The 24,217-nt window shown below is 59.2% G+C and carries 19 protein-coding genes and 1 pseudogene; 5 read left to right on the top strand and 15 right to left on the bottom strand.

Features of this window, described 5'->3' with window-relative positions:
* The first annotated feature begins 338 nt into the window (after window positions 1-338).
* Together ACOYXE_RS10495 and map are read left to right on the top strand one after the other, a co-directional pair.
* Window positions 339-566, top strand: a complete 228-nt coding sequence (locus tag ACOYXE_RS10495; RefSeq protein WP_007918027.1) for a ParD-like family protein — start codon at window positions 339-341, stop codon at window positions 564-566.
* A complete protein-coding gene (gene map / locus ACOYXE_RS10490; RefSeq protein ID WP_460929074.1) occupies window positions 563-1,354 on the top strand; it encodes a type I methionyl aminopeptidase in 792 nt (263 codons plus the stop codon). The genes ACOYXE_RS10495 and map overlap by 4 nt, the downstream gene beginning before the upstream one ends.
* Before the next feature lie 201 nt (window positions 1,355-1,555).
* Here map and ACOYXE_RS10485 read toward each other — a convergent pair whose 3' ends face one another.
* From ACOYXE_RS10485 to ribBA, 5 genes and pseudogenes are all read right to left on the bottom strand, one after another.
* Window positions 1,556-2,710, bottom strand: coding sequence for an ABC transporter ATP-binding protein (locus ACOYXE_RS10485; protein WP_460929072.1), 1,155 nt, complete (start codon window positions 2,708-2,710; stop codon window positions 1,556-1,558).
* Between the two features lie 17 nt (window positions 2,711-2,727).
* Window positions 2,728-3,537, bottom strand: a complete 810-nt coding sequence (locus ACOYXE_RS10480) for an ABC transporter permease (RefSeq protein WP_122594265.1) — start codon at window positions 3,535-3,537, stop codon at window positions 2,728-2,730.
* A gap of 6 nt (window positions 3,538-3,543) precedes the next feature.
* The gene (locus tag ACOYXE_RS10475) at window positions 3,544-4,491 is read right to left on the bottom strand and encodes an ABC transporter permease (RefSeq protein WP_174244503.1); all 948 of its coding nucleotides are present in this window, start codon (window positions 4,489-4,491) and stop codon (window positions 3,544-3,546) included.
* The gene (locus ACOYXE_RS10470; RefSeq protein ID WP_064392978.1) at window positions 4,488-5,513 is read right to left on the bottom strand and encodes an ABC transporter substrate-binding protein; all 1,026 of its coding nucleotides are present in this window, start codon (window positions 5,511-5,513) and stop codon (window positions 4,488-4,490) included. The genes ACOYXE_RS10475 and ACOYXE_RS10470 overlap by 4 nt, the downstream gene beginning before the upstream one ends.
* 365 nt (window positions 5,514-5,878) lie before the next feature.
* Window positions 5,879-6,989, bottom strand: a pseudogene (gene ribBA / locus ACOYXE_RS10465) (bifunctional 3,4-dihydroxy-2-butanone-4-phosphate synthase/GTP cyclohydrolase II).
* A 68-nt stretch (window positions 6,990-7,057) separates the two neighbouring features.
* Here ribBA and ACOYXE_RS10460 point away from each other — a divergent pair.
* A complete protein-coding gene (locus ACOYXE_RS10460; RefSeq protein ID WP_160057427.1) occupies window positions 7,058-7,354 on the top strand; it encodes a DUF1330 domain-containing protein in 297 nt (98 codons plus the stop codon).
* 125 nt (window positions 7,355-7,479) lie between these two features.
* Here the strand turns inward: ACOYXE_RS10460 and ACOYXE_RS10455 are convergent, their stop codons facing one another.
* From ACOYXE_RS10455 to ACOYXE_RS10425, 7 genes are all read right to left on the bottom strand, one after another.
* A complete protein-coding gene (locus ACOYXE_RS10455) occupies window positions 7,480-8,043 on the bottom strand; it encodes an NUDIX hydrolase (protein WP_160057428.1) in 564 nt (187 codons plus the stop codon).
* A 1-nt stretch (window position 8,044) separates the two neighbouring features.
* A complete protein-coding gene (locus ACOYXE_RS10450) occupies window positions 8,045-8,809 on the bottom strand; it encodes a GntR family transcriptional regulator (protein WP_053121182.1) in 765 nt (254 codons plus the stop codon).
* Between the two features lie 42 nt (window positions 8,810-8,851).
* Entirely contained in the window at window positions 8,852-9,256 is a 405-nt protein-coding gene (locus ACOYXE_RS10445) for a carboxymuconolactone decarboxylase family protein (RefSeq protein WP_405124045.1), read from the bottom strand.
* Window positions 9,257-9,390: 134 nt separating this feature from the next.
* Window positions 9,391-9,876, bottom strand: a complete 486-nt coding sequence (locus ACOYXE_RS10440; protein ID WP_016984497.1) for a flavin reductase family protein — start codon at window positions 9,874-9,876, stop codon at window positions 9,391-9,393.
* A gap of 12 nt (window positions 9,877-9,888) precedes the next feature.
* Window positions 9,889-11,370 carry an aldehyde dehydrogenase gene (locus ACOYXE_RS10435; protein WP_460929067.1) on the bottom strand — a complete coding sequence of 494 codons (1,482 nt, stop codon included), beginning with the start codon at window positions 11,368-11,370 and terminating at the stop codon, window positions 9,889-9,891.
* Window positions 11,367-12,200: an alpha/beta fold hydrolase gene (locus ACOYXE_RS10430; RefSeq protein ID WP_460929065.1), complete on the bottom strand. Its 834-nt coding sequence runs from the start codon at window positions 12,198-12,200 to the stop codon at window positions 11,367-11,369. The genes ACOYXE_RS10435 and ACOYXE_RS10430 overlap by 4 nt, the downstream gene beginning before the upstream one ends.
* A 31-nt stretch (window positions 12,201-12,231) precedes the next feature.
* On the bottom strand, window positions 12,232-12,822 hold the full coding sequence (locus ACOYXE_RS10425) for an amino acid synthesis family protein (RefSeq protein WP_007917992.1): 591 nt from the start codon (window positions 12,820-12,822) through the stop codon (window positions 12,232-12,234).
* Between the two features lie 436 nt (window positions 12,823-13,258).
* Between ACOYXE_RS10425 and ACOYXE_RS10420 the strand changes: the two genes are divergently transcribed.
* On the top strand, window positions 13,259-14,302 hold the full coding sequence (locus tag ACOYXE_RS10420; RefSeq protein ID WP_460929063.1) for a WD40/YVTN/BNR-like repeat-containing protein: 1,044 nt from the start codon (window positions 13,259-13,261) through the stop codon (window positions 14,300-14,302).
* Window positions 14,299-16,683, top strand: a complete 2,385-nt coding sequence (locus tag ACOYXE_RS10415; protein WP_160057433.1) for an efflux RND transporter permease subunit — start codon at window positions 14,299-14,301, stop codon at window positions 16,681-16,683. Before ACOYXE_RS10420 ends, ACOYXE_RS10415 begins: the two co-directional genes overlap by 4 nt.
* 55 nt (window positions 16,684-16,738) lie before the next feature.
* Here the strand turns inward: ACOYXE_RS10415 and ACOYXE_RS10410 are convergent, their stop codons facing one another.
* The 3 genes from ACOYXE_RS10410 to ACOYXE_RS10400 all read right to left on the bottom strand — a co-directional run bounded on the left by ACOYXE_RS10410 (window position 16,739) and on the right by ACOYXE_RS10400 (window position 24,184).
* Window positions 16,739-21,406, bottom strand: coding sequence for a dermonecrotic toxin domain-containing protein (locus tag ACOYXE_RS10410; protein ID WP_460929061.1), 4,668 nt, complete (start codon window positions 21,404-21,406; stop codon window positions 16,739-16,741).
* A 110-nt stretch (window positions 21,407-21,516) separates the two neighbouring features.
* The gene (locus ACOYXE_RS10405; protein ID WP_160057435.1) at window positions 21,517-22,236 is read right to left on the bottom strand and encodes a FadR/GntR family transcriptional regulator; all 720 of its coding nucleotides are present in this window, start codon (window positions 22,234-22,236) and stop codon (window positions 21,517-21,519) included.
* Between the two features lie 211 nt (window positions 22,237-22,447).
* Window positions 22,448-24,184 carry an IlvD/Edd family dehydratase gene (locus ACOYXE_RS10400; RefSeq protein ID WP_007917984.1) on the bottom strand — a complete coding sequence of 579 codons (1,737 nt, stop codon included), beginning with the start codon at window positions 24,182-24,184 and terminating at the stop codon, window positions 22,448-22,450.
* Window positions 24,185-24,217: the final 33 nt, after the last annotated feature.

The following is a 24,217-nucleotide window of genomic DNA, read 5'->3' as shown; positions in this document are numbered from 1 at the left end:
GGATTCTGCCGTGATCTTGATGACATCCTGATGACGGGGCAGGGGCGGTTCAGTGAATGTGTGGCTGTCATGACACTGTCATTATCCGGCGTTTATGCTGAGGCCAATACATCGCGTGTTCTTAAAGTTTTTGCTGCCATTTTTGGCAGCTTTTTTTTGCCCAAAATTCAGCGAAATCCCTGTAGGAGCTGCCGAAGGCTGCGATTTTTTGACTTTGTTTTTGGAGAGCAAGATCAAAAGATCGCAGCCTTCGGCAGCTCCTCCAAGGGTCGTATTTGCAATTTTTAATAGAGGTTGGCTAATATACGATCCATATACACATCGTATCGGATTCATATATGGGTATCGTAAAGATTTCAGAGGACATGCACGAGAACCTGCGGATCTCCAGCAACGCCCTCAGCCGCTCGATCAACGCGCAGGCTGAACACTGGATGCGCATCGGCATGCTCGCCGAACTGCACCCCAACCTCGACCACAGCGCCATTTGCCGCTTGCTGATCCGCGCCGAACAGAACGGTGGGCTGGATTTGCAACAACTGACTCAGGAAGCCGTCAGCGCATGAGAAACCAGATCAAGATCAACACCCCGGCCGACATCGCTCAATCGCGCGCTGCCGGCAAACTCGCCGCCGAAGTACTGGCAATGCTGGTGCCCCATGTGAAGGCGGGCGTGACCACCGATCAGCTCGATCAACTGTGCAATGACTACATCGTCAAGGTGCAGAAAGCCGTGCCGGCCAACGTTGGCTATCACGGCTTTCCGAAAACCGTCTGCGCGTCGGTCAATGACGTGGTCTGCCATGGCATTCCGTCGGGCACACCGTTGAAGGATGGCGACATCGTCAATCTCGATATCGCGGTGATCAAGGATGGCTGGTTCGGCGACACCAGCCGCATGTACGTGGTCGGCGAGGCGACACCTGAGGCGCAGCATCTGATCAAGACTACCTATGACGCCATGTGCGCGGGGATTCGCGTGGTCAAGCCAGGCGCCACCTTGGGCGATATCGGCCACGCGATCCAGACGTTGGCGGAGAAGGAAGGCTTCAGCGTGGTGCGCGAGTATTGCGGGCACGGGATCGGCAAGGTCTATCACGATGAGCCGCAGATTCTGCATTACGGCTTTCCCGATCAGGGCATGAAGCTTAAGGCGGGGATGATTTTTACCGTAGAGCCGATGCTCAATGCCGGCAAGCGTCATGTGAAGAACATGCCGGATGGCTGGACGGTGCTGACCAAGGACGGCTCGTTGTCGGCGCAGTGGGAGCATATGGTGGCGGTGACGGAGACGGGGTTTGAGATCTTGACCGCGTGGCCGGATGAGATTGAAGGCTACCGCGCTATTGTCTGATACCGCGTCGACTGGTTCCCTTACCCTAGCCCTCTCCCAGAGGGAGAGGGGACTGACCGGGTTGATTGGACAAGTTACACCGACCTGAGAATGCAGCGTCGAACTCAGGTTTTGAACAACATGGAGATCGGCTCCCTTTCTCCCTCGCCCCCTGGGGGAGAGGGCTGGGGTGAGGGGGTAAATCTCACAGGCAACACGCTATCAGTGAGCGCCGGCAGCCTTGTTCAGGTCGCTTTCGGTCCATTCGGTGTAGACGCAGGCGTCGGCAGTGGCCCAGCGCACTTGCACTGGGTCGCCAGCCTCGAGCGGCATGCCCGCCGCCGACAGTGCTTTCACCGTCATCGACGTGCCGCCCGAGGTGACTACGCTGCAGGTCTGGCTCTCACCCAGAAACAACACCTCCACGACCTTCGCTGAAACCTCATTCCAGCCCGACGGCAGCGGTTCGCTGATTGCTTGCGCCACGCTCAAAGCCAGTGCCTTTTCCGGCCGCACCATCAACAAAACATCTTGATCGGTGTGCAGCCCAGCGGTCAGTCGAATCGACAATGACTGGCCTTCAAACGAAGCCGCCGCATTGCCCTGCGCCTTGAGCTTGAGGAAGTTCGAATTGCCCAGAAACGACGCCACAAACGCATTCGGCGGATTCTGATAAAGGTCATAACCGCTGCCCAATCCAACAATCTTGCCGTGACTGAAAATCGCAATGCGCTGCGACAAACGCATGGCTTCTTCCTGGTCGTGGGTTACGTAAACAATGGTGATGCCCAGACGACGATGCAATTGGCGCAATTCATCCTGCAGATCTTCCCGCAGCTTTTTATCCAACGCGCCGAGCGGTTCGTCCATCAACAGAATGCGTGGCTCATAAACCAGCGCCCGGGCGATGGCGACACGTTGCTGCTGACCACCAGACAATTGCGAAGGGCGGCGATGAGCGAACTGCTCAAGCTGCACCAGTTTCAACATTGCATCGACACGCTTGTCGCGCTCAGCCGCCGCGAGTTTGCGAATCGCCAACGGGAAGGCGATGTTGTCGCGCACCGACAGATGCGGGAACAGCGAATAACGCTGGAACACCATGCCGATATCGCGCTTGTGCGGCGGCACATTGACCAGCGATTGACCGTTGACGAGGATCTCGCCGCTGCTCGGTGTTTCGAACCCGGCGAGCATCGACAGCGTGGTGCTTTTGCCCGAGCCGCTGGAGCCGAGGAAGGTCAGGAACTCGCCGTCCTTGATGTCCAGCGAGATGTTGTCGACGGCGGCAAAATCACCGTAGTGCTTGTTCAGGTTGCGCAGGCTGACCAGGGGTTTGTCGTTCTGCTGGGAAGCGTCTTTGATCACGGCACTCATGTCGTACTCCTGGGCGCTCAGGCGCTGATTTCGTTGCGCCGGCGCAATGCGGCGGCGATGACCATGACCAAAACAGACAAGCCGATCAGCAGCGTCGAGGCGACGGCGATCACTGGCGTCAGGTCTTGGCGCAGGGTGGTCCACATTTTCACGGGAAGGGTTTGCAGGGTCGGGCTGGCCATCATCACGCTGAGCACCACTTCGTCCCACGAAACGAGGAAGGCGAAGAGGGCGCCGGCGACCATGCCCGGACGAATCGCCGGAAAGGTCACTTTGAATACCGCTTGCAGGCGTGAAGCACCGCAGATCACCGCGGCGTCTTCAATCGACTGGTCGAACAGCTTCAGCGAGTTGATGATCGAGATGATGGTGAACGGCAACGCGACGATCACATGGCTGACGACGAAGGCGAACATCGTCCCGGTGTAACCGAGCTTGAGGAACAGCGCGTACACCGCCACGGCGATGATCACCAGCGGCACGATCATCGGCAGGGTGAACAGACCGTAGAGCATTTCCCGACCGGGAAAGCGTCCGCGCACCAGCGCAAACGCCGTCGGCAAACCAAGGGCCACGGCAAAGATCGTCGTCAGCACAGCAACCTTGAGGCTCGCCGCTGCAGCGTTCATCCAGTCCGGGTTGGAGAAGAACTGGCCGTACCATTTCAGCGTCCAGCCCGGCGGTGGAAACACCAGCCACTGCGACGAACCGAACGACAAAAGCACGATGAAGACGATCGGCAACAGCAGGAACAGACCGATCAGCCCGGTGGTGGCGTAGAGGCCGAAACGCATGCGCCGGCTCATCGCATTGGGGGTCAGGAGCATGTCGGCTTACCTCGCGTTACTGGCGCCAACCGGGGATTCCGGCTGAAGCTTCAGGTAGAAGTAGAACAGCACCAAAGTGATCGCGATCAGCAACGCGGCGCCGGCACTGGCCAGGCCCCAGTTGAGGAACGATTGCACCTGCTGAATGATGAACTCCGGCAGCATCATGTTCTGCGCCCCACCAAGCAGCGCCGGGGTGACGTAGTAACCGAGCGACATGACGAACACCATCAGCCCACCGGAGGCCAGACCCGGCCGGCACAGCGGCAGGAACACCCGGAAGAAGTTGGTCCATGGGCTGGCGCCGCAGATCGATCCGGCCTGCAGGATCATCGGATCGATGGCCTGCATGGTCGCCTGCAACGGCAGCACGATGAACGGGATCATGATGTAGCTCATGCCGATCACTACGCCGGTGAGGTTATGGACCATTTCCAGCGGTTGATCGATGATGCCCATCGCCATCAGAGCCTTGTTGATCACGCCCGACGCTTGCAGCAGCACCAGCCACGAATACGTGCGGGCGAGCAGGCTGGTCCACATCGACAGCAGCACGATGTTGAGAATCCAGCGTCCCCAGCCGCGCGGCACCAGAGTGATCGCCCAGGCCAGCGGAAAGCCCAGCAACAGGCTGAACAGCGTCACCAGCCCGGCCACCGAAAAGGTGTTGAGCAGGACGCGGGCATAGGCCGAGTTGGCGAACAGTTGTTCATAGTTGCCGAGGCCTGGCGTCGGTTCGAGCACGCCGCGCAACAGCAGGCCAATCAACGGCGCGAGAAAGAACAGGCCGATGAACAACAGCGCCGGGGCGAGGTTGCCGGCGCCGCGCCAGCGTTGTCTGAGTGACGGGGCTTGCTGCATCGCAACCGCCTGTGTTCCGTGGGCCGAACCGGCAGCGCTTGCGGCGCTCCCGGTGGCAGTGGAGGGACGGGACGCGGTGGCCGCCATTTTCATTTGACCAGCCATTCGTTCCACCGTGTCGCGATGGCCTGGCCGTTTTTGGCCCAGTACGCGAAATCAAGAGTGATCTGATCCTTAGCGTAGGCAGTCGGCAGGTTGGGGGCCAGCGTCGAATCCAGACGCTCCACACTGTCGAGGTTGACCGGGGCGTAGGCGGTCAGGTTGGAGAAGTCGGCCTGGCCCTTGGCGCTGCTGGCGGCGGCGAGAAACTTCATCGCCGCGTCCTTGTTTTTCGAGCCTTTTGGGATGACCAGAATGTCGGCCATGACCAGGTTCTGTTTCCAGCTCACACCGACCGGTGCGCCGTCTTCTTGCAGGGCGTGAATGCGACCGTTCCAGAACTGGCCCATGCTCGCTTCACCGGACGCCAGCAGTTGCTGCGACTGCGCGCCGCCGCCCCACCAGACGATGTCTTTCTTGATGGTGTCGAGTTTCTTGAAGGCGCGATCCAGATCCAGCGGGTAGAGCTTGTCAGCCGCTACGCCGTCGGCCAGCAGCGCCAGTTCGAGCACGCCAGGGCTTGGCCATTTGTACAGGGCGCGTTTGCCGGGCCAGGTTTTGGTGTCGAACAGGGCGCTCCAGTCCTGCGGCTTGTTGGCGCCGAGTTTGCCCTCGTTGTAGCCGAGGACGAAGGAGAAAAAGAACGAGCCGACGCCATGATCGCTGACGAATCGCGGGTCGATCTTGTCGCGCTGGATCACTTTGAAATCGAGGGGTTCGAGCAGGCCTTCAGCCGCGGCGCGCAGAGCGAAATCGGCTTCGACATCGACCACGTCCCATTGCACGTTGCCGCTTTCGACCATGGCTTTGAGTTTGCCGTAGTCGGTCGGGCCATCCTGCACGACGGTGATGCCGCTGGCCTTGCTGAACGGATCGGCCCAGGCCTGTTTCTGCGCATCCTGGGTGCTTCCGCCCCAGCTGACGAAGTTCACGCTTTCGGCAGCCATTGCAGCCTGGCCGGTGACGCTGAGCAGTCCCGCAAAAAAGATCGCGGTTGCAGCTTTGTTCAACACCATGTTCACGCCCTCATTGTTGTGTTTTTGAGCGGGCTTGCGTTGTTGCCCGCCTGTCGGGAGCAGTAGCTGGACGTTCATTGGAGCGTCCGGTCTATGGAATATCATATTATGGTATTCCAAACTTTGTGCAAGCACTTTGCCTTACCGGTTATCTGGCCGGGCGGTTATTTGATGCGTTCGGCTTGGATGTTTTTTGTGAATGTTAGATCCAGCCCCTCACCCCAGCCCTCTCCCTTCGGGAGAGGGGGCCGATCGGAGGCTGTTCAAAACCTGAGTTCGGCTCGGTATCTCAGGTCGGTGTATAGCGTTCAAACAACCCGGTCAGCTCCCTCTCCCTCCGGGAGAGGGCTGGGGTGAGGGCAGCTTCACTCGGTAAACGGAATACTCTCGACCACTTCCAGGTCATACCCCGTCAACCCCGCATACTTCAGCGGTGGGCCTAGGTGACGCAGTTTGCCAACCCCCAGATTCTGCAAAATCTGCGCCCCAGTCCCCACCTCGGAATAAATCCGCGATTGCGAACGGCTGAACTGCCTCGGCGGCTGAGTCAATTGCGGCACCCGCTCCAGCAACGCCTGCGAAGACTCGTGATTGGACCAGCACCACAACAACCCCATGCCCCTCAGCCGCAACCCGTTGCAGCGCCGCCCATAGCGTCCAGTTGGTCGGCCCGCTGTATTGCGCGCCGACTAGATCACGCAGCGGATCGATTACATGCACACGCACCAGTGTCGGCTCTTCACGGCGCAGATCACCCATGACCATCGCCATGTGCACGCCGCCCTCGATGCGATCCTCAAAGGTGATCAAACGGAACGTGCCATGCACCGTCGGCAGCTCGCGTTCGCCAATCCGTTCGATGGTGTGCTCGGTGCTCAGGCGATAGTGGATCAGGTCAGCGATGGTGCCGATCTTGATCCCGTGCTTGCGCGCAAATAATTCCAGATCCGGGCGCCGGGCCATGGTGCCGTCGTCGTTCATCACCTCGACGATCACGGAGGCGGGGGTGAAACCGGCCAAACGCGCCAGATCGCAACCCGCTTCTGTGTGACCCGCGCGAGTCAGCACGCCACCTTCCTTGGCGCGCAGCGGGAAGATGTGCCCCGGCTGCACCAGGTCTTCGGCACGGGCATTCGGTGCGACGGCGGCGGCGACCGTGCAGGCGCGATCCGCCGCCGAAATGCCGGTTGTCACGCCAACCGCCGCTTCTATCGACACGGTAAACGCGGTGCTGAACACGCTGCCATTGGCCGGGACCATTTGCTCCAGGCCCAAACGCTGGCAATGTTCGTCAGTCAATGTCAGGCAGATCAGCCCTCGCGCTTCTCGGGCCATGAAGCTGATGGCCTCGGGCGTGCAACGGTCGGCGGCCAGCAACAGGTCGCCTTCGTTTTCGCGGTCTTCGTCATCGACCAGCAAAACCATTTTGCCGAGACGATAATCTTCGATGATTTCTTCAATGCTGTTGAAGGCCATGCTGGACTCTCAGGGTTCGTTGGAAATATATTGGTATACCATAATACAAAATCAACAGAGAGGTCACTATGAAGGCGTACTGGATTGCTCATGTGGATATAGCCGATGCCGATCACTACAGCCAATACACCCAGCGCGCGCCGGCAGCCTTCGCTGAGTTTGGCGCGAAGTTTCTGGCCAGAGGCGGGCGCAGCGAGGCGATGGAAGGGCGCGAGACGCCGCAGCGCAGCGTGGTGATCGAGTTCGAGAGCTATGAGAAGGCTGTGGCTTGCTACCACTCGGCGGCGTACCAGGAGGCGAAAAGTTATCGGGAAGAATGGGCGAGGGCGGAGATCATCATCGTTGAAGGCATCGCCCCAGTTTAAGCCACACCACAAAACCCCTGTAGGAGTGAGCCTGCCCGCGATAGCGGTTTATCAGTCAAAATTTTCACCGACTGACACACCGCTATCGCGAGCAGGCTCACTCCTACAAAGAGCGGGCTGCGTTGTCAGCGGATGAAGTGGATCTTGCCGCTGTCGTCATTGCCCATGTAAATCCCGTACACCCCAGCCTGGCGCTCTTCGATATAGCGTTCGAGAATCTGCCGGATCGCCGGGTAATAGATCTGCTCCCACGGGATGTCTTCCGGCGCGAAGAACTTGTAATCCATGGTCTCGGGCCCGTACTGCCCGGTGATCTCCAGCGCGATCGCGCGGAAGATGATGTACACCTCGCTGATCTTCGGCACGCTGAAAATCGAATACGGCGAGACGATTTCCGCACGCACGCCGCTTTCTTCCCAGACTTCTCGGAGGGCCGCTTGCTCGGTGGTCTCGCCGCTTTCCATGAAACCGGCGGGCAGCGTCCAGGTGCCCGGGCGCGGTGGGATCGCCCGTTGGCACAACAGGTATTTGCCGTCCTGCTCGATGATGCAGCCGGCAATGATCTTCGGATTGACGTAGTGGATGTAGCCGCAACCGCGACACATCAGGCGCTCGTGCGTATCGCCCGCTGGTACCTGCTGACCGAGGTCAGGGCCGCCGCATTTCGGGCAATAGCTCGGGCTGAACATATCAGTGACCTATACGCGGTTCTTTCAGCGCGATCGGCAGGGTCATGGCCGGCGTGCCTTTAACGACAGAGCCGGTCTCTTCCTGCTTGCGCTTGAGATAGTCGAGCGCTACCGCAGCGGCAGCGCGAACGTGATCAACACAGGCCTGATGCGCCACCAGCGGATCACCGCTCTTGATCGCTTCGACCATTTTTTCCATTTCCTGATTACTCGCGCCGCGACGGTTTTCCTGCGACACCGAGGTCGCGCGCAAGTAGCTGATGCGCGCCTGCAACTGACGCAGCTGAGTCGCCGCGACATGGTTGCCCGAGCCTTCCAGCAGCACATCGTAGAAGCCCTGCACCGAGTCGATCACCTGTTGCAGTTCGCCGTCCTTGAGCGCCTTGCGATTTTCGTCGAGGGCTTTTTCCAGGGCTTTGATGTCCTTGGCCTTGGCACGCAGGGTGAACAGCTGGACGATCAGGCCTTCCAGTACGCAACGCAATTCGTAGATATCGACGGCGTCGGCCAACGTGATGATGGCGACACGCGGGCCTTTGGCATCGGCGAACTCGACCAGACCTTCGGATTCCAGGTGACGCAAGGCCTCGCGCACGGAGGTGCGGCTGACGCCAAGGCGATCACACAGATCGCGCTCGACCAGACGATCGCCGGGCATGAGCTGGAAATTCATGATCGCGCTACGCAGTTTATCCAGCACGATTTCGCGCAGGGTAACGGGGTTGCGATTGACCTTGAAGCTGTCGTCGAGTGGCTGGCGTTTCATGGGGTCCGCTCTTTAAGTTGGCTGTCCATGCCAGACGGGCATCTAAACAGCCGAGGGGTTGACTGAGGCTTCGGCGTCGGCTTCGGCAAAGGCTTCACGGGCCAGCCGGAAACTGTCCACGGCTGCCGGAACGCCGCAATAAATGCCGACCTGAAGCAGAATTTCGCGTATTTGCTCACGACTCAGGCCGTTACGCAAGGCGCCACGCACATGCAGCTTGAGTTCATGCGGACGGTTGAGCGCCGAGATCATCGCCAGGTTGATCATGCTGCGCTCCTTGAGCGACAGACCGTCGCGACCCCAGACATGGCCCCAGCAGTATTCGGTGACCATTTCCTGCAGAGGGCGGGTGAAATCGTCGGCGTTGTCGATTGAACGCTGAACGTAGGCTTCGCCGAGCACCTGCGTGCGGATCTTCAGGCCTTTTTCGTACTTTTCGTTATTCATCATTCCTCCTGTGACCACAGATCCCTTGTAGGAGTGAGCCTGCTCGCGATAGCGGACTGACATTCAACATGGATGTCGACTGATCCACCGCTATCGCGAGCAGGCTCACTCCTACAGGGTTTTGTGTGAATCCGTCAGGCCAGGGTTGGCAGGGGCCCGAGCTTGCCTTTGTGGTAAATCATCGGTGTCACCGGTTGCGCGGGCAGGATCAGGTTCTTCACCGCGCCAACAATGATCGCGTGATCACCACCGTCGTATTCCCGCCACAACTCGCATTCGATGATCGCCGTGGCCTTGGCCAGAATCGGGTTACCCAACTCGCTCAAATGCCACTCGATGTCCTTGGCCTTGTCCTTGCCCTTTCCGGCGAAGGCGTAGGCCTCAGCTGTCTGGTCAGCGGACAGCAAATGGATCGCAAATTTCTTGCTGTCACGCAACACCGGATACGTGTCGGAAGCATAGTTAGGGCAGAACAGCACCAGCGCCGGATCAATCGACAGCGCACTAAAAGCGCTGGCGGTGATGCCGACGATCCCGCCTTCGGGGTCAACGGTGGTGACCACCGTGACGCCGGACGGAAAGGAACTCATGACGTCTTTGTAAATGCCGGGTTCGATCATTTCGCAGGACTCCTAGCGCATCACAAACGGATCAGGCATTGGCGCCTGAGACAGGTTGATCCACACCGTTTTCAGTTCGGTGTAGGCCAGCACCGAATCGATGCCGCTTTCGCGTCCATAGCCACTATTCTTGAAGCCGCCGATCGGCGCCATTGCCGACACCGCACGGTAAGTGTTGACCCAGATAATCCCCGAGCGCACATCGCGAGCGAGGCGGTGAGCACGGCCCAGATCGCGGGTCCAGATGCCGGCGGCGAGGCCGAACTGCGAGTCGTTGGCGATCGCCAGCGCCTCGGCTTCATCTTTGAAGCGAATCACCGAAGCCACCGGGCCGAAGACTTCTTCCTGCATGATCTTCATCGAATTGCGGTCGCATTCGAACAGCGTCGGCTCGTAGAACCAGCCTTCGCCGAGATCCGTTGGCCGCTTGCCGCCAGTACGCAAACGGGCGCCTTCAGCTATGGCATCAGCGACCAGACCTTCGACCACCGCCAGTTGCTGCGCGGTGGCCATCGGGCCCATCTCACTGTTGTCTTCTTGCGGGTTGCCGATGCGGATGCGCTGGGCGCGTTCGACCAGTCGATTGACGAATTCGTCGTAGATTTCGTCCTGCACCAACAGCCGTGAACCCGATACACAGCTCTGCCCGGACGCGGCATAGATCCCGGCAATCGCACCGTTGATCGCGCTGTCCAGATCGGCGTCGGCGAAGATGATGTTCGGCGACTTGCCGCCCAGTTCCAGCGACAGCTTGGCGAAGTTCTCGGCGCTGCTGCGCACCACATGCCGGGCCGTCGCCGCGCCGCCGGTGAAGGCGATCTTGCGGATCAGCGGATGGCGGGTGAGGGCGGCGCCAGTGCTCGGCCCGTAACCGGTGACGACGTTGACCACACCCGGCGGAATCCCCGCTTCGAGGGCCAGACGCGCCAGCTCAAGAATGGTCGCCGAGGCGTGCTCGGACGGCTTGATCACAATCGTGTTGCCAGCGGCGAGGGCCGGCGCCAGTTTGATTGCGGTCAGATAAAGCGGGCTGTTCCACGGAATGATCGCGGCTACCACGCCCATCGCTTCGTGCACGGTGTAGGCGAACAGATCGGGCTTATCCAGCGGCAGCGTGCCGCCTTCGAGCTTGTCGGCCAAACCGGCGGTGTAGTGGAAGAACTCCGGCAGATAGCTGACCTGGCCACGGGTTTCGCGAATCAGCTTGCCGTTGTCGCGGCTTTCCAGCTGCGCCAGTTGTTCCTTGTTTTCCGCGATCAAGTCACCGAGACGACGCAGCAATTTGCCGCGTGCGGTGGCGGTCAGGTCACGCCACGCTGGGCTGTCGAAAGCAGTCTGTGCCGCTTGCACGGCGCGTTCGACGTCCGCCTCATCAGCGTCAGGCAGTTGGGCCCAGGCTTGTGCCGTGGCCGGGTTGAGGCTTTCGAAGGTCTTGCCGGAGAGGGCGTCGACCCATTCTCCGCCGATGCACATCTGGAAGCGTGCGAGTGTCATGCAACGATCCCCTTTATATGGTTTTGTCGGGAGTGTGCGAATTGGAGAAACTCCAGCAACGTCTGATTGACCAGACGCGGCGACTCTACGGGCATCATATGCCGTTGCTCAGACAGCACGGCAACCTTCGCACCGGGGATGCGTCGGGCCAGTTGCTCGGCCATTTCCGGGGTCGAACCGGGGTCGAGTTCGCCGGTGGCGATCAGCGTCGGCGCCTGAATGCTGCCCAGGTCGTCGGCGCGGTACATGTCTTGGGTGGCGAACAATTCATAAGTCGTCAGATAGCCTTGCGGATCATTGCCGGCCAGAGTCTGGCGGATCGCCGCGATCTGCGCCGGGTTGGCCGCCTGATATTCACGGCTGAACCAGCGTGACAGCGCCGCTTCGGCATTGGCGTCCGGGCCATGCTCGGCCGCTTGCGCGGTGCGCGCGATGACGCCGGCACGCTGTTCTTCGCTACGATTGAACACGCTGTTCAAGACCACCAGGCTTTGCAGGCGCTCCGGGTAATGCAGGGCAAAGGCCCGCGCGACCAGACCGCCCATGGAGAAACCGATCACCGCTGCCTGTGGCAGATTGAGGTGGTCGAGCAGCTCCAGCAACTGATCGGCGTAACCGAGCAGGTTGGTGCCGCTGGCCGGTCGCGGACTGGCGCCATGACCGAGCATGTCGTAGGCGATCACCCGATATTGGCTGGACAGGCCGACAATCTGCCCGCCCCACATTTCTTTATTGAGGCCCACGCCGTGGATCAAAACCACGGGCTGGCCTTGGCCGGTCGCCAGGTAACTGGTGCCAGCCGGGGTGAGTTCAGCGGTGAGCCGAATCATGGAGCGCTCCTGCAATGCCTTTTTATTGTGATTACTGGGCTTTTTCGGCGGCCAGTTCTTCCAGATCGATGTAGCGGTTGCCGATGCGCGGGTGCAGGCGACCACCGTCGGCGCAACCCAGCACCACAACGATTTCGTCGGCGCGCGGCGCGTCTTCGATCTGCATTTCCAGGGTGATGTAGTGCGAACGCTGACCTTCGTCGTCCTTGTGCATCATCGGGATCTGAATCGAGGTGCCCGGGCCGCCGCGCTTGTTGGTGAAGCTCAGGTAGCTCTTGGCGTTGACGGCTTCGCGGTAGTGGTTGCCGAAGCGCAGGGTGTGGATCACCGCGGAGGCGTGTTCGATCTCGCCATCAGCACCGACCACAGCGGCTTTGCCGTAGGCCTCGATCTTCTCGGCACCGCCGATGATGCCGACCAGACGCTCGACCATCAGTGCACCGAGGTCGGAGCAGTTGGCGCGGATCTGCGGCTTGAGGTCTTCAACGAAACCGTTGCCCACCCAAGGATTTTTCATCACCACGGCGAGGCCGACCATGGTCACGGGCTTGTCAGTGGCCTTGCCGCCTTCGATGAAGGTTTCTTCGACATAGCTGACGATCTTGCGAATTTCGAAACTCATGAGCTGCTCCGTAGGTGTATTGAGAGTGTCTGTGCGTCTGATGGTATACCATAATACCGATCGTGCAAGTCCCCTCGATGACTTTTGCCGCATCACCCCGGCGAATGGTCATGTATTCAAATCCCAAAGCCCCCACAACCCCTGTAGGAGTGAGCCTGCTCGCGATAGCGGTGTGTCAGTCAATGATTTCTTACCTGATACACCGCTATCGCGAGCAGGCTCACTCCTACAGGGGAATCCGTCGGCAATGCGGTTAACAAAAGATAACGTGGCGCCGATTGTCAGACGTTTCGAAAGCCCGATAGGATGAGCCAGCTTCCGAAGTGGCTCTGGATTGCGGGTTTCAGGACTATGCTCCTGAGCAGCCATCAGCGGAGCACACTTGCGGCGCCCTTGAAGGTCAGATGGCCTAACAATAATAAATAGGGGAAGGTCTATGAGTCGTTGCCGCCCGCCGGCGTTACGCAACACCGCGTTGCTGGCCACAGCACTCTCTCTGCTGGGCTTTGCCACGTTGTCGGCACCTGTGATTGCCGCCGAGGCGCCAGCCGACGTGGTCTACGCCACCGAATCCGCCAAAGCCGCGAAAAGCCTGATTCTCGATGTCGTCCACGCCGGTGTGCGACTGGTCGCGGTCGGCGATCGCGGGCACATTCTCTATTCCGATGACCAGGGCAAAACCTGGACGCAAGCCAAAGTACCGACCCGGCAACTGCTGACGGCTGTGTATTTTGTCGACGACAAGCACGGCTGGGCGGTCGGGCATGACGCGCAAATCCTCGCCAGCGCAGACGGCGGTCTGACCTGGAGCAAACAATTCGAAGACCTCAAACGGGAATCGCCGCTGCTCGACGTCTGGTTCAAGGACGTCAACAGCGGCTTCGCCGTGGGCGCGTACGGCGCGCTGCTGGAAACCACCGACGGCGGTAAAAACTGGGAAGACGTCAGCGACCGCCTCGACAACGAAGACCAGTTCCACCTCAACGCCATCGCGGCGGTGAAGGATGCCGGGCTGTTCATCGTCGGCGAGTCGGGCAGCATGTTTCGCTCCGCCGACGACGGCCAGACCTGGGAAAAACTCGAAGGCCCGTACGAAGGCTCGCTGTTTGGCGTGATCGGCACGGCACAACCGCAAACCCTGCTGGCCTACGGCTTGCGCGGCAATCTTTATCGCTCCACGGATTTCGGCAGCACCTGGGAGCAGGTCGAACTGAAAGCTGCACGTGGGGCGCTGGAGTTCGGCCTGTCAGGTGCGACCCTGCTCGAAGACGGCTCGATCGTCATCGTCGGCAACGGCGGCTCGGTGATCAGCAGCAGTGACAATGGCGAGACCTTCAGCGTGTTCAACCGTCCGGACCGCATTTCGCTGTCATCGGTCACTGCGGCCGGCGACGGCAACCTGATTCTGAGCGGGCAGGGCGGCGTTCACACCACACTGCCGAACGGTGCCGAGATCAATAACAAGAAGGCGGGGCTATGACTTCCTTGATCACTCCTCAGCAGGACAAGGCGACGTTTCTTGAACGCCTGATCTTCAACAACCGCCCGGCAGTAATCCTGATCTGTCTAGTGGTGAGCATTTTCCTGTTCTGGCAGGCCACGCTGATCCGGCCTTCCACCAGTTTCGAAAAAATGATCCCGCTCCAGCATCCGTTCATCGAGAAGATGATGGAGCACCGCAACGATCTGGCGAATCTCGGCAATACCGTGCGTATTTCGGTGGAAGCCAAGGACGGCGACATCTTCTCCAAGGAGTACATGGAGACCCTGCGGCAGATCAACGACGAGGTGTTCTACATCTCCGGCGTCGACCGCTCCGGCCTGAAGTCGCTGTGGAGTCCGAGCGTGCGCTGGACCGAAGTGACCGAAGAGGGTTTTGCCGGCGGTGAAGTGATCCCGCAGAGCTACAACGGCTCGCAGGACAGCCTCGATCTGTTGCGTAACAACGTGCTCAAGTCCGGTCAGGTCGGGCGTCTGGTGGCCAACGACTTCAAGTCGAGCATCGTCGACATTCCGCTGCTGGAGTCCTACCCGGATCCGGAAGACCAGGGCAAGTTACTGGCGCTGGACTACCGCAAGTTCTCCCATGAGCTTGAAGACAAGATCCGCAACAAGTTCGAAGCGCAGAATCCCAACGTCAAAATCCACATCGTCGGTTTCGCCAAGAAGGTCGGTGACCTGATCGACGGTCTGGTGATGGTGGTGCTGTTCTTCGGCATCGCCTTCGTCATCACCCTGATCCTGCTGCTGTGGTTCACCAACTGCGTGCGCAGCACCATCGCCGTATTGAGTACGACGCTGGTGGCGGTGGTCTGGCAGCTCGGCTTGATGCACTTCTTCGGTTTCGGACTCGATCCGTATTCGATGCTGGTGCCGTTCCTGATCTTCGCCATCGGTATTTCCCACGGCGTGCAGAAGATCAACGGCATCGCCCTGCAATCCAGCGAGGCCGACAACGCACTGACCGCAGCGCGGCGTACCTTCCGGCAACTGTTTCTGCCGGGGATGATCGCGATTCTGGCGGATGCGGTGGGCTTCATCACGCTGCTGATCATCGACATCGGCGTGATCCGTGAATTGGCCATTGGCGCGTCGATCGGCGTGGCGGTGATCGTGTTCACCAACCTGATTCTGCTGCCGGTGGCGATTTCCTATGTCGGCATCAGTAAACGTGCGATTGCCAGGAGCAAGAAGGACGCCAACCGCGAGCATCCGTTCTGGCGCCTGCTGTCGAACTTTGCCAACCCGAAAGTCGCACGCATCTCGGTGCTGCTGGCGCTGATCGCCTTCGGCGGCGGCCTCTGGTACAGCCAGAACCTGAAAATCGGCGACCTCGACCAGGGCGCACCGGAACTGCGTCCGGACTCGCGCTACAACAAAGACAACAACTTCATCATCAGCAATTACTCCACCAGCTCTGACGTACTGGTGGTGATGGTCAAGACCAAGGCTGAAGGCTGCTCGCGTTATGAAGCCATGGCGCCGATCGATCAGTTGATGTGGAAGATGCAGAACACCGAGGGCGTGCAGTCGGCGATCTCGCTGGTGACCGTGTCCAAGCAGATGATCAAGGGCATGAACGAAGGCAACCTGAAATGGGAAACCCTGTCGCGCAACCCGGACGTGCTGAACAACTCCATTGCCCGTGCCGACGGCCTGTACAACAACAGTTGCTCGCTGGCGCCGGTGCTGGTGTTCCTCAACGATCACAAGGCCGAAACCCTCGATCGGGCGGTACATGCGGTGCAGGAGTTTGCCCAGGAGAATAACAAGGACGGTCTGGAGTTCATCCTCGCCGCCGGTAACGCCGGGATCGAAGCGGCCACCAACGAAGTGATCAAACAGGCTGAGCTGACCATCCTGATTCTGGTGTACATCTGCGTGGCGGTGATGTGCATGATCACCTTCCGTTCGTGGGCGGCGACCTTGTGCATCGTCCTGCCGCTGGTGCTGACCTCGGTACTCGGCAACGCGCTGATGGCGTTCATGGGCATCGGCGTGAAGGTTGCGACCTTACCGGTGGTGGCGTTGGGTGTGGGGATTGGTGTCGACTACGGCATCTACATCTACAGCCGTCTGGAAAGTTTCCTGCGTGCCGGGTTGCCGTTGCAGGAGGCCTATTACCAGACGCTGAAATCCACCGGTAAAGCGGTGCTGTTCACCGGCCTGTGCCTGGCGATCGGCGTGTGCACCTGGATCTTCTCGGCGATCAAGTTCCAGGCCGACATGGGCCTGATGCTGACCTTCATGCTGCTGTGGAACATGTTCGGTGCGCTGTGGCTGCTGCCGGCACTGGCGAAGTTCCTGATCAAGCCGGAGAAACTGGCGGGGCAGAAGGGCAATTCGCTGTTTGCGCATTGATCTGAAGCGCTGAAACGACAAAGCCGCAACCTTAGGGTTGCGGCTTTTTTTGGGTTCAGCGTGGTTCAATTGGCAGGAATATCAGGGCCAGTTCATCGCTGATGTTCGCCCGATGGATGTCGATTTTCTGCCGTGAGTCCGCGGCTTTCGCCAACGCCGTCTCGTAGTTTTCATATCGCTGATCTTTGGTTTTCAGATGTGTGCGTCTGTAATTGGCCTTCGCGTCAGTGAGATTGTCATAGTGAAAGTGCGCGTACCAAAGGGGAGTGTCCTCGTTGACCATCAAGGTGTATTCCTGCATGAAGTCTTTTCGCCCGGTTGTCAGCTGAACGCGTTTACCGTCCGTGCGAGCGTAAATGACTTTCTTGTTCAGCAAATACTCGACTCCTTCGCTAGTCGGTGGTGCGGCCAGCGTCATCTGTGTGCGCAGTTCAATGGCTTTGGTATTGATAACCGTCGCCTTGTCCCTTAGTTGACTGATCAGCCGGGCATCCGGCTCGTTATTCGCTGGAGCCTGCACATGGCTTTCGAGCTTGCTCGCAAATTCGGCGAGTTTCGTTGCCTCACGCTGCAACTGTTCTTCAATCTCCTTGGGGTAACTGGCTCGGAGCGCATACCCCTCGATTTTCAGCATCTCCTGGTCAACCTTGGCCAAGGCTTTTCGAGCATAACCCTTCAGTTGTGAGTAGGGCGTTGCCACCGTCGCGGCGTCGGCCCTGCGGGGTGTGATCTCCTTCCAGACATCCGGTTGTTTTTCCTCGAAAGAAGCGAGGATGCCTTCGTCCATCGGGTTTCTGACATCGACGATGTTCGTGACCTGACCCGCTACCGGGGTACGCAAGTCGCCGATCAATACACCTTTTGTGTCGGTTTTGATAACGCGCTTGTGACTGGCCCTTGGCCTGACCGGTCTGGCGGGTTTTGCAGGTTTTGCAGGTTTGGCCGCAGCAGTGCTGGAGCCGGCTTGAGGAGCAGGTGACTCGGGCGGTTCAGGCAGTTGCTGCAGTTCGTCTGCCAAGCGACGTTCAGCGTCGTTGCGCAGTTCGACGATGATCTCGCGCAAGCGACTGAAATTGCTCGGCTCCAGTTCCTCGCTGTTGAAAATGCCGATACTTTCCAGCGCGTCCTGCGCCTTGCCGTAGCGTTCGACCAGGTTGTCAAACACGGCAATACGTTCCTTGCTGTCAAACACTTCCAGGCCTTGCAGATCGGAGTGTGAACGAGACAGCACCACCACAGGCTCAACAGCGTCGTCCAGGCCGACGACGGTTTCAAATTCCAGGGTCTTGATACTCAGCGGACGCAGTACTCCAAGTTGAAAAGCCCTGAGTCGCAAGGCTGTCAGTTCTTCGGGGCGGCCACTGGTCAATTGTTCCCAGGCAGAAGGCGTGGTTTTGTCTGGGATCTTTTTCAATTCCTGCAACCGGATTTCCACTTCGTCATAGAGCTTGATCATCGTTTCATTGACGGTGGAGGTTTCGCGGAGAAACTCAAGGTAGCGGTTCCTCATGGCGTCCCCTCCGGTTAACAACGCTACGCTGGTTTGGTCACGATTAATGTTGAACTCGCGATATTTGACGATTATGGCTCGACGGTCCAGGTCAGCCATTACGATCTGTTTTCTGAGGTTATTGATGCTGTTTCTCAGCAATGGCCTGATGCGGGAAACATCCGGATCGGTTTTTTTCAGCTCGGCAATTTCCTTTTGTTCGGCGATCTGCTGAAGGTAGGTTTCGGTCTGTTGTTCCAGCTTGGCGCTGAACAATTGCCTGAGTCGCGTTCGTTCCGGCTCGGTGATACCCGTGCGATTCATCAACTGTTCAGCGAAATCCACGCGTGCCTGAGCTCCCGCCTGCTGAGCGATAAAATTGTCGTAGTTTTCATCCAGTTTTTCGATGCGGCGATTTTTTTGGTCTCGCTGCTTGCTGATTCTTGCTTTGGGACCGCCGCCACCCAGTTTCAGGCCATGATCCAGACGCCATTGCCCTTGGCCGTTGCTTCGTAACTTGATGCCTGGATGGTCCGGGTGGAACAGGTACACCTCACCGAAGCCCGGCACGATACGCACGCGAAACAGCAGGCCGGCAAGGCTGGCGTGCCACTCGTTGGCAATCAGATATAACCCTTTGAAAGGGCCGGTTGTGGTCGGACTGGGCAGAGGTGTCGGCCACGGAACATGCATCTCCCGAAACGTGTCAAGCAACCTGGCCGAAGTCGAGTCCCGGGCTGTCGAGAAGTTGAAATCCAGCACCGTATTGCCATCGCCAGGTGACGCGGAGGGCAACCCGGGGGCCTCCTCACGCACCACTGGATCAAATGGCGACGGGTATGGATGGCGTAACGGTTCAAGAGCCAGCGGGACGACCCTGTCGACGCTACCGGGCAACGCGGCGCTACTGGATTCCTTCGCCACATGCAGCACGACCAGGCCAATATTCAACAAAAGGTCGGTCCACGCCTGGTTCCGGGTCGTTGCATCATCACTGTCCAATGCCGGAATATCGTTGATCAGGCTATGGGTGAGCTGAAGCATCCAGCCGACGATCATTGCCGGGCCGCGCAACGGCAGGAGCAGGAGGTTGAAGATCAGCCAGCCACCTTCAAGCATGATCGCCCAGCGGCTCTCTGCATTGGACACAGCTTGCTGGTCTGCAAACTGGACCAATGCCTGAGCATTGCTGACGAACAGGCTGCGCAATACCCGATTCTCTTCGACAGCCTTCAACCATTCAGCGGCGGCTGCGTTGCCAACCAATATCGCGGGCGCAGGTTTTTCGAACGAAGGGAATTCGTCGCCAATATGAAAATGGCGGATGTGCGGTTCATTGAAACCGTTGTTGGCGTAGATCGGTCTGGCTCGATCAGTGAGCCATGTCAGCACACTGTCTTGCAGCGGTCCGGGAAGGGCGATCGCCTTGAATAGATCCCTGCGACTCGCGTATTGCTGAAGGGCAGGCGTATACAGCGGGCGATAAAGAATGTGGGGACCCTCGGCGTTCAGGTCTTTGGCTTCGATGACAAACATGTTGGCGACTGTATCGATGGCGGCATCTGCTTTGCGTTGAAACGCCAATGGCCTGATGACGATGGCCTGCCCTTCGACAAGGCGGTCGGTGCTGCTGCCCTTCATCAGCGCGTTGACGTACCGGTAGCCCAGTCGGTTAAAACCGTGCTCGCCCCGAATCGAATGTTCGAGCGCCTGCAGCGGTAACTGAATGGCAAGCTCCAGCGCAAACAGTCGCTCGCGCTCGCGCGTCTCGGTACTGTGTCCCAGCAATAACGTATCGATCAGTTGCGGATAGTGTTTGCCGACATCGACGCGTTTTACCAAATCCAGCAGGTACGCCTCGGTGGTCCAGTCCTGAATCAGTTGATTACCTGTGTGCCGAATGGTCATCCGGCCTTTTGGCTTGCCCGCAAGGTTCTTGATTGCCAGTTCGGTCAGGGACATTTTCACCTTTTCGATGTAGCCGCTGCCCATGTCACCGACAGGCACGTGAAAGGTCAGCTCCAATTCGTCGGCGTTGTAACCGGGCGCCTGGGGTTTGTCCTCCAGCATCTGCTTGTGCAGTGCTTTTTTCGCAAAGGTGTGAAGGTCGTCAATCCCGTCACTGAAGGATCGCCCCCGGGTTTGCTGCCGGGTCCTCGCGAGCGCCAGAACGTGTTGCCGGTAGGCCATTCGATTATCTGCACTCGCTGTTTGCAACCAGTCCGGAAGGCCCGCCTGAATCGGGACAAGGTTGTGCAGATCGGGCGTCTCGTCGACGAACACGCGGGCGAGATCAGTGATTGCGTCAATCCGCCTTTGCAATTCGTCCAGAGTTTGGTTAGCGGGCAGCTTGAGTGCTGCCAGATTGTCCAACTGCTGATTCAGCAGCAGGGCGGCCTGCAGGTCGAAGATATTGCCGTCAGGCTCGAAGCGCTTCCAGGTCGTCACGTCGGCCGAAAAGTCTCGTTGAAAACGCTTGGCCCACGCCAGGCCAAAACTCTCCAGTGATGTATAGGCCTCGACGCGACCGGTCAAACTGCAAAATAGATGGGTTTGCCCGCAGCTGACCAATAGATCGGGTGCCTGCAACGTGGCCGAGCGCTTGCCTTTGCTCAGTGTCGTTTGCAGTGTGCAGGCTTGCAGGGCACTGCCCGGACGCTGCCTGCGATCGGGGTGTTCAGCCAGCTCTGCCAGTATTCCGGCCTGCAAGGCGTCAACAGTGACGTGGCGAACCGCTGCCGTTTTCAACACCCCGGCAAGCAAGTCACCCAGCCATTGCCAGCGGCTGATCCCCGTGTTGTTGTCGTCGCTCCAGTAGTTCGTCAGAGCGTCCTGCAAGCCGATGTACACAATGCTCGGCAGTTCGAGGATCACGTTGGAAATGACCTGCATATCGGGCCAGGGTGCGAAACCCTTACCGGTGCGCATCTGCTTGGGGACTTTGTTGGTCAGGAAACAGTTGCGATCGTATTGATCGGAAAGGTCGAGTTTCACGCCACTGGCAAGGTATTCCAGTACCTCGTCGAGTAATAAAGACAGGCGCCAGGCGCCCCCGGGAATGGGCAGCGCAATTCGGGTCAGATAGGGGTCGAACTCGAGGTCGGGATATTTTTCCAGCAAGCCGTCCTTGAGCAGACGCGCGGTTTCCGAGCGCAATGTCGGGCGGTTGCTGAACCGGGCGCTGACGGCCCGGGCGATGATATTGGTTGAGTCCGTTGGGTCGGAGGTAGGCATAGTGCAATCCTTGGCACGTTGGGGATTGCACACGGTAAAACGCAGTACGTATTCAGGTGCGGTAACGGGATACCGCACATCAAATCATTCAAAGCTTGAAGCGGGCGCGGTTACACAGGGTCGTTGCCCAATACAACATTCAATGCACTGCGCGCATCATCGAGCTGAACCAGCGTGGCATGCCGGGCGCCAAGGGCGTCGCGGTTTTCGATGGCGGTAAGAATTGCTTTGTGCCGCGGCAACGCCAATTCATGCAGATTCGGCCGCTGATTCGAATGCTTCAACGCTTCGGCAATCGCCACCGACAACATATTGCACAGGTTCGCCAGCAAATCGTTGTGCGTCGCATCGGCAATCCGGCTATGAAAATCCAGATCCGGCTGCAACAAGGCTTCCGGTGTCGGCGCCGCTTCCATGCGCTGGTAAGCCTCGCCGATCGCGGCAATATCAGCCTCGGTCGCATGTTGAGCGGCGAGGGCGGCAGCCGCCGGCTCGATAATGCTGCGCACACTGGTCAGCACATTGAAGAATTCATTCTGCGGGCTGCTTTGCATCAGCCAGTGCAGCACGTCCGGGTCGAGCATGTGCCATTCGCGGCGGGCCTTGACCACAGTTCCCACACGCGGCTTGGAATACACCAGACCTTTGGCCACCAACACCCGCGTCGCTTCACGCAATACCGGCCGGCTGACCGCGTACTCCTCGCAGAGCAAGGCTTCGGCGGGCAGTTTGTCGTCGGGCTTGAAGCGTCCGGAGACGATCTGCATGCCCAGTTCCTGGACGATGCGCGAGTGCATGCTTTTGCGGTCGGAGGGTTTGCGGTAATCCATGGGGAACGGCGCGATCCTGAGCGATGGAGATGCCGCGCATCATAGCAGGCACGGCACAATCCTGAGGGAGTACACAAAACCAAATGTAGGAGTGAGCCTGCTCGCGATAGCGGCGTGTCAGATGAACAATTGCTAACTGACACACCGCTATCGCGAGCAGGCTCACTCCTACAGGGGAATACATTCCAATGCAGGCTATGATGCTGGGCCGTTAATGGGAGTGGCGCGGTACTTCGGCGCCTCGGCAGCCGACGAGGAAGTCAAAGTCACAACCCTGATCCGCCTGCAGCACATGGTCGATGTACAACTGGCGATATCCGCCCACCAGCAACTGCTGCGGTGGCTGCAGATCCGCCATGCGTGCCGCCAGTTCGGCATCCGGAATATCCAGATGCAGACGCCCGGTGGCGCAATCCAGCTCGATCCAGTCGCCTTCCTTCACCGTCGCCAGAGGCCCGCCGGCCGCCGCTTCCGGCGCCACATGCAGAACCACGGTGCCGTACGCCGTGCCGCTCATTCGCGCATCAGAAATGCGCACCATGTCCGTCACACCCTGCGCGAGCAGTTTGGCCGGCAAGCCCATGTTGCCGACTTCGGCCATGCCCGGATAACCCTTCGGCCCGCAGTTTTTCATCACCAGAATCGAATCCTTGTCGACATCCAGCTCCGGATCGTTGATCCGCGCCTTGTACATGTCGAAGTTCTCGAACACCACCGCACGGCCGCGATGCTGCATCAGTTCCGGTGTCGCGGCGGACGGCTTGAGCACCGCGCCGAGTGGCGCCAGATTGCCGCGCAGCACGCAGATGCCACCGTCGGCGCGGATCGGATTGTCGAGGGTGCGGATCACTTCGTCTTCGCCATAGATCGGCGCGTCCTTGGTGTTCTCGCCGATGGATTTGCCGTTGACGGTCAGTGCATTCGGGTTTGGAATCAGATTGGCCTCACCGAGACGGCGCAGCACCGCTGGCAAACCGCCGGCGTAATAAAACTCTTCCATCAGGAAACGTCCCGACGGTTGCAGGTCGACAATGGTTGGCATGCCACGACCGATACGGGTCCAGTCATCCAGATCCAGCTCGACACCAATGCGCCCGGCGATGGCTTTCAAGTGAATCACCGCGTTGGTCGAACCACCGATGGCAGCGTTGACCCGGATAGCATTTTCGAAGGCTTCTTTAGTGAGGATCTTCGACAGTTTCAGATCTTCGCGAACCATCTCCACCGCACGCATGCCGGACATGTGCGCCAACACATAACGCCGCGCATCCACCGCCGGGATCGCCGCGTTGTGCGGCAGCGAAGTGCCCAGCGCTTCAGCCATGCAAGCCATGGTCGACGCGGTGCCCATGGTGTTGCAGGTGCCCGCCGAGCGCGACATGCCGCCCTCGGCTGCAAGGAAATCGTCAATCGTGATGGTACCGGCCTTGACCTGTTCGCTGAGCTGCCAGACCACCGTGCCCGAGCCGATGTCCTTGCCCTTGTGCTTGCCGTTCAACATCGGCCCGCCGGTGACAACAATCGCCGGCACGTCGCAACTGGCTGCGCCCATCAGCAGCGCCGGGGTGGTTTTGTCGCAGCCGGTCAGCAGCACTACGCCGTCGATCGGGTTGCCGCGAATCGCTTCTTCAACGTCCATGCTCGCCAGGTTGCGGGTGAGCATGGCGGTCGGGCGCAGGTTCGATTCGCCGTTGGAGAACACCGGGAATTCCACCGGGAAGCCACCGGCCTCGATCACCCCGCGTTTAACGTGCTCCGCGATCTGGCGGAAGTGCGCGTTGCACGGGGTCAGTTCCGACCAGGTGTTGCAGATGCCGATGATCGGCTTGCCGTGAAACTGGTGGTCGGCGATGCCCTGATTCTTCATCCAGCTGCGGTACATGAAGCCGTTCTTGTCGGCCGTGCCAAACCATTGGGCGGAGCGCAGGGTGGGTTTCTTATCAGACATGATCGATTCTCTTATTGTATGACTATAGTGTTC

Source organism: Pseudomonas sp. MC6, from assembly GCF_054790575.1.
This window is presented reverse-complemented; position numbering and strand designations above follow the sequence as displayed.

Bases quoted from the DNA above. Each gene is read 5' to 3' on its own strand.
- ACOYXE_RS10410 (WP_460929061.1), bottom strand. From the start codon at position 21,406: ATGCCTACCTCCGACCCAACGGACTCAACCAATATCATCGCCCGGGCC.
- ACOYXE_RS10415 (WP_160057433.1), top strand. From the start codon at position 14,299: ATGACTTCCTTGATCACTCCTCAGCAGGACAAGGCGACGTTTCTTGAA.
- ACOYXE_RS10420 (WP_460929063.1), top strand. From the start codon at position 13,259: ATGAGTCGTTGCCGCCCGCCGGCGTTACGCAACACCGCGTTGCTGGCC.
- ACOYXE_RS10470 (WP_064392978.1), bottom strand. From the start codon at position 5,513: ATGGTGTTGAACAAAGCTGCAACCGCGATCTTTTTTGCGGGACTGCTC.
- ACOYXE_RS10485 (WP_460929072.1), bottom strand. From the start codon at position 2,710: ATGAGTGCCGTGATCAAAGACGCTTCCCAGCAGAACGACAAACCCCTG.
- ACOYXE_RS10440 (WP_016984497.1), bottom strand. From the start codon at position 9,876: ATGATCGAACCCGGCATTTACAAAGACGTCATGAGTTCCTTTCCGTCC.
- ACOYXE_RS10460 (WP_160057427.1), top strand. From the start codon at position 7,058: ATGAAGGCGTACTGGATTGCTCATGTGGATATAGCCGATGCCGATCAC.
- ACOYXE_RS10475 (WP_174244503.1), bottom strand. From the start codon at position 4,491: ATGAAAATGGCGGCCACCGCGTCCCGTCCCTCCACTGCCACCGGGAGC.
- ACOYXE_RS10435 (WP_460929067.1), bottom strand. From the start codon at position 11,370: ATGACACTCGCACGCTTCCAGATGTGCATCGGCGGAGAATGGGTCGAC.
- ACOYXE_RS10445 (WP_405124045.1), bottom strand. From the start codon at position 9,256: ATGAATAACGAAAAGTACGAAAAAGGCCTGAAGATCCGCACGCAGGTG.
- ACOYXE_RS10455 (WP_160057428.1), bottom strand. From the start codon at position 8,043: ATGTTCAGCCCGAGCTATTGCCCGAAATGCGGCGGCCCTGACCTCGGT.
- map (WP_460929074.1), top strand. From the start codon at position 563: ATGAGAAACCAGATCAAGATCAACACCCCGGCCGACATCGCTCAATCG.
- ACOYXE_RS10430 (WP_460929065.1), bottom strand. From the start codon at position 12,200: ATGATTCGGCTCACCGCTGAACTCACCCCGGCTGGCACCAGTTACCTG.
- ACOYXE_RS10405 (WP_160057435.1), bottom strand. From the start codon at position 22,236: ATGGATTACCGCAAACCCTCCGACCGCAAAAGCATGCACTCGCGCATC.
- ACOYXE_RS10425 (WP_007917992.1), bottom strand. From the start codon at position 12,822: ATGAGTTTCGAAATTCGCAAGATCGTCAGCTATGTCGAAGAAACCTTC.
- ACOYXE_RS10400 (WP_007917984.1), bottom strand. From the start codon at position 24,184: ATGTCTGATAAGAAACCCACCCTGCGCTCCGCCCAATGGTTTGGCACG.
- ACOYXE_RS10450 (WP_053121182.1), bottom strand. From the start codon at position 8,809: ATGAAACGCCAGCCACTCGACGACAGCTTCAAGGTCAATCGCAACCCC.
- ACOYXE_RS10495 (WP_007918027.1), top strand. From the start codon at position 339: ATGGGTATCGTAAAGATTTCAGAGGACATGCACGAGAACCTGCGGATC.
- ACOYXE_RS10480 (WP_122594265.1), bottom strand. From the start codon at position 3,537: ATGCTCCTGACCCCCAATGCGATGAGCCGGCGCATGCGTTTCGGCCTC.